The sequence below is a fragment of the Methylacidimicrobium cyclopophantes genome (assembly GCF_902143385.2).
In the GTDB taxonomy this organism is placed as follows: domain Bacteria; phylum Verrucomicrobiota; class Verrucomicrobiia; order Methylacidiphilales; family Methylacidiphilaceae; genus Methylacidimicrobium; species Methylacidimicrobium cyclopophantes.
On sequence record NZ_CABFUZ020000245.1, the window covers coordinates 1 to 715 of the forward strand.

Here is a 715-nt window from a genome sequence, read left to right on the forward strand (position 1 = left end):
CCGGCACGCCATTCAGCCTCAACCTCGTGGCGCTCGCGATCTACCTGCGCGTCATCCATGCGGTCAGCTACCGGCGGCTGTCGCGCCTGTTCACCGAGTTGTTCGGCCTGGCGATCAGCGAAGGCGCGCTGGATGCCGCATTCCGCCGCGCCAAGCCGGGCTTCGATGCCGATATCGGCACCATCCTCGCCCGACTGCGCCGCGCGCGGGTCGTCTGTTCCGACGAAACCTCGGTGCGGATCAACGGCCGGACCCATTGGAACTGGGTCTTTCAGAACGACGACGCCGTCATCCATGTGATCCGGCCAAGCCGGGGCGCCAACGTCGTCGCGGAGGTAATGGACGGCCATCGCCCCGCGATCTGGGTCTCCGATCTCTATGGTGCCCAGCGCGGCCATGCCGATCACTGGCAGATTTGCCTCGCCCACCAACTCCGGGACTGCAAATTCGCGATCGAAGCCGGCGATGAGATCTTCGCACCCCGAATGAAGGCTCTGCTGCTCCGCGCCGTCGTGCTGGCGCGGCGCCATCGCACCCTCGCAGACGCCACAAGGCGTGCCTGGCGGCGTCGCCTCGACCATGACCTCGACGCCGTCATGGCGCTCGCCCCGATCAACCGTCACGGCAGACGATTACGCCGACGATACGGCAAGCTTCGAGATCATCTGTTCACCTTTCTCGACCACCCCGAGGTCGCTGCCGACAACAACGGATC

General features: G+C 65.7%; 1 protein-coding gene. It reads left to right on the forward strand.

Annotated elements, in window-relative coordinates:
• The coding region (locus FN369_RS09635) for an IS66 family transposase (RefSeq protein WP_142525930.1) at positions 1–715 on the forward strand (715 nt) is incomplete at both ends.